The organism is Noviherbaspirillum denitrificans (assembly GCF_002211445.1).
Lineage (GTDB): Bacteria > Pseudomonadota > Gammaproteobacteria > Burkholderiales > Burkholderiaceae_D > Noviherbaspirillum > Noviherbaspirillum denitrificans.
Genome location: NZ_LSTO01000001.1, coordinates 3,728,913 through 3,734,851, shown reverse-complemented (window position 1 = coordinate 3,734,851; position 5,939 = coordinate 3,728,913). Strand labels below are relative to the sequence as shown.

At 63.6% G+C, this 5,939-nt stretch carries 8 protein-coding genes and 1 pseudogene; 5 read left to right on the top strand and 4 right to left on the bottom strand.

Translation table 11 applies throughout. The features are described from left to right. The 3 genes and pseudogenes from AYR66_RS28465 to AYR66_RS18075 all read left to right on the top strand — a co-directional run. Positions 1 to 186, top strand: a pseudogene (locus AYR66_RS28465) (2-hydroxychromene-2-carboxylate isomerase); the annotation flags it as partial. Then, positions 183 to 632 (top strand): hypothetical protein, encoded by a 450-nt coding sequence (locus AYR66_RS18080; protein WP_088708664.1) that lies wholly within the window; start codon positions 183 to 185, stop codon positions 630 to 632. The pseudogene AYR66_RS28465 and the gene AYR66_RS18080, both read left to right, overlap by 4 nt. Beyond that, complete coding sequence (locus tag AYR66_RS18075) at positions 629 to 1,537, top strand: MBL fold metallo-hydrolase (RefSeq protein WP_088708663.1); 909 nt, start codon at positions 629 to 631, stop codon at positions 1,535 to 1,537. Before AYR66_RS18080 ends, AYR66_RS18075 begins: the two co-directional genes overlap by 4 nt. Before the next feature lie 119 nt (positions 1,538 to 1,656). Here the strand turns inward: AYR66_RS18075 and AYR66_RS18070 are convergent, their stop codons facing one another. Genes AYR66_RS18070 through AYR66_RS18060 form a run of 3 tightly spaced genes read right to left on the bottom strand, consistent with a single transcriptional unit; the run spans position 1,657 to position 4,127 of the window. Then, complete coding sequence (locus tag AYR66_RS18070) at positions 1,657 to 2,559, bottom strand: SDR family oxidoreductase (RefSeq protein ID WP_088708662.1); 903 nt, start codon at positions 2,557 to 2,559, stop codon at positions 1,657 to 1,659. Between the two features lie 16 nt (positions 2,560 to 2,575). Next, entirely contained in the window at positions 2,576 to 3,433 is an 858-nt protein-coding gene (locus AYR66_RS18065; RefSeq protein ID WP_088708661.1) for an enoyl-CoA hydratase-related protein, read from the bottom strand. Positions 3,434 to 3,452: 19 nt separating this feature from the next. Continuing rightward, positions 3,453 to 4,127, bottom strand: coding sequence for a TetR/AcrR family transcriptional regulator (locus AYR66_RS18060; protein ID WP_088708660.1), 675 nt, complete (start codon positions 4,125 to 4,127; stop codon positions 3,453 to 3,455). 140 nt (positions 4,128 to 4,267) lie between these two features. Between AYR66_RS18060 and AYR66_RS18055 the strand changes: the two genes are divergently transcribed. Further along, the gene (locus AYR66_RS18055) at positions 4,268 to 5,239 is read left to right on the top strand and encodes an NAD(P)H-dependent flavin oxidoreductase (protein ID WP_088708659.1); all 972 of its coding nucleotides are present in this window, start codon (positions 4,268 to 4,270) and stop codon (positions 5,237 to 5,239) included. A 43-nt stretch (positions 5,240 to 5,282) separates the two neighbouring features. Here the strand turns inward: AYR66_RS18055 and AYR66_RS18050 are convergent, their stop codons facing one another. Then, entirely contained in the window at positions 5,283 to 5,684 is a 402-nt protein-coding gene (locus AYR66_RS18050; RefSeq protein ID WP_088708658.1) for a hypothetical protein, read from the bottom strand. Positions 5,685 to 5,808: 124 nt separating this feature from the next. Between AYR66_RS18050 and AYR66_RS18045 the strand changes: the two genes are divergently transcribed. Beyond that, on the top strand, positions 5,809 to 5,939 hold a 131-nt coding region (locus tag AYR66_RS18045; protein WP_141104270.1), incomplete at its 3' end, for a helix-turn-helix domain-containing protein.

Below are 5,939 nucleotides of genomic sequence, written 5' to 3'. Positions count from 1 at the left end.
AAAAGGGCAACCGCCGCGAATGTGTTTGGTGTGCCCACGGCGGTCGTGGATAATCGCTGCTTCTGGGGCGTGGATTCCACCGACATGCTGGTTGCCTACCTGCGTGACGACCCCTTCTTCGATTCCGACCTGCTCAGGCAAGCGCAAACACTGCCGCAAGGCATACACAGAAAAGCCATTTCATGAAATTCGAGTTCTACAAGCCGGAGAAAACGGTGACCGGTCCGGCCTACAGCGGAACGTTCAAGGTGCTGGCCACCATCCTGACTGTCATCCTCGCCGGCTATGGCACCCACATCGCGCTGCGCTTCCCGCTGATGCAGTACAGCTTCGGCGTCAAGGCGCTGCTGCTGGGCGCCGCGCTGATGCTGGGCGTGAGTTATTACTGGTTCCTGCGTTCGACCATCACCATCGACGACAAGGGCATCACGCAGACCTGGATGTACAACCGCAAGGTGGAGTGGCATGACATCCGCAGTGCGAAGATGATCGGCATTCCCTACCTCGGCTGGATCTTCCCGCCGCGCCTCATCGTCCGCACCGGCACCGCCTACGCCACCTTCAACGGCGGCGCGAAGGAAGTGCTGGTCGAGTTCGCAAAGATTTCCCTCGCTTATCAGATGAAAAAATGAAGCTTCCCGGAACGATGCGCGTCTTCGAACGCGGCTGGCTGTCATCGAACAACATTCTCTTCACCGGCGCCCATGAAACCGCGCTGGTCGACAGCGGATACGCCACCCACGCCGCGCAGACGCTCGCGCTCGTTTCGCATGCGCTGCAGGGGCGCAAGCTGGACCGGCTTGTGAACACGCACCTGCACTCCGACCATTGCGGCGGCAATGCCGCGCTGCAGGCGGAATACGCATGCCGCACGTCCATCCCCGCCGCCGAGGCGGACAAGGTGCGCAGCTGGAACGAAGATGCGCTGACCTACAAGGCCACCGGCCAGCAATGCCCGCGCTTCACCTTCGACGACACGATTTCACCCGGAGACCTGCTCACGCTCGGCGACATGACCTGGCAGGCAATGGGCGCGCCGGGGCATGATCCACATTCGCTGATCCTGTATTGCGCGGATGAGCGCGTCCTGATTTCCGCCGATGCGCTGTGGCAGAACGGATTCGGTGTGGTGTTCCCCGAACTGGAAGGCGAACCGGGATTCGGCGACGTGCGGGCGACGCTGGAACTGATCGCATCGCTCGACGTGAAGCTGGTCATTCCCGGGCATGGCGCGCCGTTCACGGAAGTGGGCAAGGCGCTGGAGACGGCGTTCTCGCGCGTCGAGTATTTCATGGGCGATCCTGCACGCAATGCGCAGAACGCGGTCAAGGTGCTATTGAAATTCCTGCTGCTGGAGAAGCAGTCGATCGCGCTGGAAGAGCTCGAGCCCATGCTGACGGGCATGTACCTGTTCCAGGAATCGAACCGGCGCTACCTGAAGAAGGATGCGTCCGAGCTCGCGCACTGGGCAGTTGCGCAACTGGTGCGCGCGGGTGCTGCGGAAGTGAAGGCAGGCAGGCTCGTCAACAAGGACTAGCGGGAGAGAACCGTAGGGTGGGTAGAGCGCAGCGAAACCCACCGCGCGCTCCAAATGCCGCAATTGGCGGGTTTCGCTGCGCTCTACCCACCCTACGTCCTTTGCTCGTTATGCTGGCGTCAGGCCGTCCGCTGTTCCTTGTCCTTCTTGTTCTGCGCCTCGATGCGGTCGCGCGCTTCCTTCCACTGGTCGGCCGACCACGAACGCAGTTCATAGAAGTTGCCGCCGGTCGCCAGGTGGTGGCCGCCATCCATCATGATCGCCTGTCCGGTCAGCCAGTCGCAGCCGTCGGCCATCAGGAAGGTGGCGAGGTTCTGCAATTCTTCCATCTTGCCGGCGCGTCCCATCGGATTGGTCTTTGCCGAGCGCGCGTCCGGTTCCTCGCCGGGATTGAGGCGCTTGCTCATGCCTTCGGTCGGAATCTCGCCCGGGCCGATCGCATTCAGGCGGATGCCGTACTGCGCCCATTCTGTCGCCAGCGACATCGTCATCGCATGGATCGCGGACTTGCTCATCGCCGACGGCACGACGAAGGGGCCGCCGTTCAGCACCCAGGTCACGATGATCGATATCACGCTGCGGTAGCCGTCTTCCGGTTTCCATTGCCCCTTCATCGCCATGTCGACCCAGCGCTTGCCGACGGCATGCGTGACGTAGAAGGTGCCGTGCATGACGATGTTGGCGATGGCGTCGAAGCCCTTCGGCGACAGTGCGGATGTCGGGGAGATGAAGTTGCCGGCGGCGTTGTTGACCAGGCCGGTCAGCGGGCCGTCGGCAAAGATCTGCTCGACCATGTCGTCCACCGCCGCCGCATCACGGATATCGATGCCGAAGGTTTTCACGCTGCCGCCGTGCGCGGCCATCAGTTCCTGCGCGGTCTCGTCGCAGACCTGCTTGCGACGGCCGCAGATGTAGATGTCGGCGCCGAGCGACAGGTATCTCTCCGCCATCGCACGTCCAAGACCTGTGCCGCCGCCGGTGACGAGGATGCGCTTGCCTTGCATGAGTTTCGGTTGGAACATGGCCGTCTCCTGTTGATTATTTCAATTCATAGCTGCCATCCGCAAACGACTTCAGCGGCGGCAGGTCGTCGAACTCCGGTGCGCGCCCCTGCTGCTTGGCCAGGAAGGCTTCCACCAGGTTGCCGGTGCGCCAGATGCCGGATTGCAGCCATCCCATCTGCTGCAAGGCATCGTGCGTCGAATGATCGCGCGCGTAGTGGATCGCCTGCTTGCTGCCCCAGATCGCGACCGGGGGCTTTTCCGCGATTTCGCGCGCCATCTGCAGCGCTGCTTCGACCATCAGCTCCTGCGTGTCGAACACTTCATTGACCAGGCCGAGCGCCAGCGCGCGTTGCGCGGGCAGGCGGCGGCCGGTGTAGGCGAGTTCATGGACCACGCCTTCCGGGATCAGCTTGGGCAGGCGCTGCAGGGTGCCGAGGTCGGCGGTCATGCCGATGTTGATTTCCTGGATGCAGAAGAACGCGTCGGCCGTCGCGAGACGGATGTCACAGGCACAGGCCATGTCTACGCCGCCGCCGATGCAGCCGCCGTGGATGGCGGCGATGACCGGCATGCGCAATTGCTCGATCAGGTTGAATGCCTGCTGCATGTCGGTCAGCTGCGGTGCGATATTGGCGCGGCCGCCGGCGTTGCCGTCGTTCAGCGAGATGCCCGAATCCGCGCCGAACACATCGAGCGCCATGCCGGCCGTGAAGTGCCGGCCGGTGGAAGAGATCACGAGCGCGCGGGCGGGCGCGTCGCGCTGCAGCATCTGCAGGATGTCGGTCAGTTCGCGCCACAGCACCGGGTGCATGGTGTTGAGCGTCGCAGGGCGGTTCAGCACGAGGTGCGCGACCTTGTCCTGGATGTCGAGGGTGAAGCATTGATAAGCCATGTTTTCGGTCTCCTTGTTGTTATGCGTGCGCGTTCGGTCCCAACTTCAGCGACAGCAGGACCGCGTTGACGGCGGCGTCGAACAGTTCGTCGGCGCGTTCGGTTTTCAGGTAATAGCCCTTGAGTTCGAGGCTGACCGCGCCGTGCATCGCCGCCCATAGCAGGCGCGCGGCGGCGGTCGGGTTGGAGGGCGGCAGCGCGCCGCTCTTCATGCAGCCTTCGCAGGTGTCGATGAGGACCGCGAGCGATTCCCACGCCTGCTTGCGCGACTCCACCGGCGGCACGAAGCCGGCGATCGCATCGCCGAACATCACCATGTAATAGCTCGGGTTGCGCTTCGCGTACTGGTGGTACACCTGCGCATGCAGGCGCAGCGGCGCGAGACCTTGCATGTCTTGCTTGCGTGCACGCGCCTGTTCGGCAGCCTGGCGGAATTCTTGTTTCAGGCGGGCAAAGCCTTCCAGGTACAGCTCGTTGGCCAGGCCATCCTTGCCGCCGAACAGCGAGTACAGCAGCGTAGTGGAACAGTTGACCGCCTCGGCCACGCGGCGCACGGTCATGGCGGCTGGGCCTTCTTCGGTGAGCAGTCGCGTGGCGGCGTCGAGCATGCCTTGGCGCAAGGTGGCGCGCAGGTCCTCCTGCGCCTGGCGGAAATCGATGGAGGGCTTTTCTGCGGTGGTTTTGCGGGTGGCCATGCGTTTGACAAAAACATTGTTTTTTCTGATAACATCATAAACAGAATGCAAAAAAACGCAATGCCAAGGGACATTGGCACATCGAAAAAAACTGCCACGGAAGCCGCCCGGCGGCCCGGACAAACACCAAAGGAGTCTTCATGAGCAACACCCATTTGCCGCCCGTGCTGCAAAACCTCAGCCTGCCCGTGATCGCCTCGCCGATGTTCATCGCCAGCGGCCCGGCGCTGGTCAAGGCGCAGTGCAAGGCCGGCATCGTCGGTTCCTTCCCCGCGCTCAATGCGCGCCCGGCGGAACTGCTGGACACCTGGCTGACCGAAATCCAGGAAGACCTCGCCGCCTTCAAGGAAGCCAACCCGGGCGCAAAGGTCGGCCCGATCGCGGTCAACCAGATCGTGCACCAGTCCAACGACCGCCTCGAACATGACGTCGCGGTGTGCGTGAAGCACCAGGTCCCGATCATCATCTCCAGCCTGCGCGCGCCGCCGAAGGAAATGCTGGATGCGGTGCACAGCTACGGCGGCATCGTGCTGCATGACGTGATTTCGATCCGCCACGCGCAGAAGGCGCTGGAAGCCGGCGTCGACGGCCTGATCCTGGTCGCGGCGGGCGCGGGCGGCCATGCCGGCGCGCTGTCGCCGTTTGCACTGGTGGGGGAAGTGCGCAAGTTCTTCAACGGTCCGATCGCGCTGTCCGGCTCGATTGCGACCGGCGATGCGATCCTTGCCGCACAGGCGATGGGCGCCGATTTCGCGTACATCGGCTCACGCTGGCTGGCGACGAAGGAATCGAATGTGGATGAGGCCTACCGCCAGGCCATCGTCGAGTCGACCGCCGCCGACGTCGTCTACACCAACCTGTTCACCGGCGTGCACGGCAACTACCTGCGCAAGTCCATCGTCGCCGCCGGCCTCGATCCGGACAACCTGCCGACCGCCGACAAGACCAAGATGAACTTCGGCTCCGGCGGCGGCAGCAAGGCCAAGGCCTGGCGCGACATCTGGGGCGCCGGCCAGGGTGTGGGCCTGATGGATGCCGTCATGACCGTGCCGGAAGTGGTGGAAAAGCTGAAGGCCGAGTACATGGCGGCCCGCAAGCGGCTCGCCCTGTAAGTCCATGCATGCCTGCCGGGAGCGTCCCGGCAGGCATTGTCTTTCACGCCGTTGCCATCCGCGCGCGGCGCACGCCGAAGAATTCCAGCTCCGCGAACACGGCCACGATCAGGGCCTGTCCCACGACGAATGCCTGGCCGAGGAAGGTCGGCGTTACCCATCCCGACACCAGCAGCACGAAGCTGTCCGCGACCCACAAAGCATTGACGATGATGACTGCCCACACGAGGCGGCGCGACAGCTCTTTCCGCATGCCGGCCCAGGCGACGAAGGCGGCGATCGGCAGCAGCACGAACCCGGTTTCGCGCAGCAGCACCTCGGGTAGCCCGAGCAGGGGTTCGAGTGCGCCTGCGGCGGCAATCAGCATCAGTCCCATGGCGAGTGCCGATACGGCATCGGCGACCAGGACACGGCGCAGGAAGGCGGGGGAGTGGATGTTCAGCATGGCAAGCTCCTCAAGGTTGGGGTGAATGGACTACGGTGATGCCATCTTTGTCCACCCGGGGAGGCAAGTCGATTACGTGCGAGGTAATGGGAAGGCTTTGCGTCCTTCCGCTATCATCATTCCCATGATGCACGCCGCCCGTCCTGTCGGAGACTTCCTGCGCGAATGGCGCCAGCGCCGCCGCATGAGCCAGCTCGACCTCGCGCTCGAGGCCGAAATTTCCACGCGCCACCTCAGCTTCATGGAAACCGGCCG

Coding starts and splice junctions, on each gene's coding strand:
- AYR66_RS18080 (WP_088708664.1), top strand. CDS start 183: ATGAAATTCGAGTTCTACAAGCCGGAGAAAACGGTGACCGGTCCGGCC.
- AYR66_RS18075 (WP_088708663.1), top strand. CDS start 629: ATGAAGCTTCCCGGAACGATGCGCGTCTTCGAACGCGGCTGGCTGTCA.
- AYR66_RS18070 (WP_088708662.1), bottom strand. CDS start 2,559: ATGTTCCAACCGAAACTCATGCAAGGCAAGCGCATCCTCGTCACCGGC.
- AYR66_RS18065 (WP_088708661.1), bottom strand. CDS start 3,433: ATGGCTTATCAATGCTTCACCCTCGACATCCAGGACAAGGTCGCGCAC.
- AYR66_RS18060 (WP_088708660.1), bottom strand. CDS start 4,127: ATGGCCACCCGCAAAACCACCGCAGAAAAGCCCTCCATCGATTTCCGC.
- AYR66_RS18055 (WP_088708659.1), top strand. CDS start 4,268: ATGAGCAACACCCATTTGCCGCCCGTGCTGCAAAACCTCAGCCTGCCC.
- AYR66_RS18050 (WP_088708658.1), bottom strand. CDS start 5,684: ATGCTGAACATCCACTCCCCCGCCTTCCTGCGCCGTGTCCTGGTCGCC.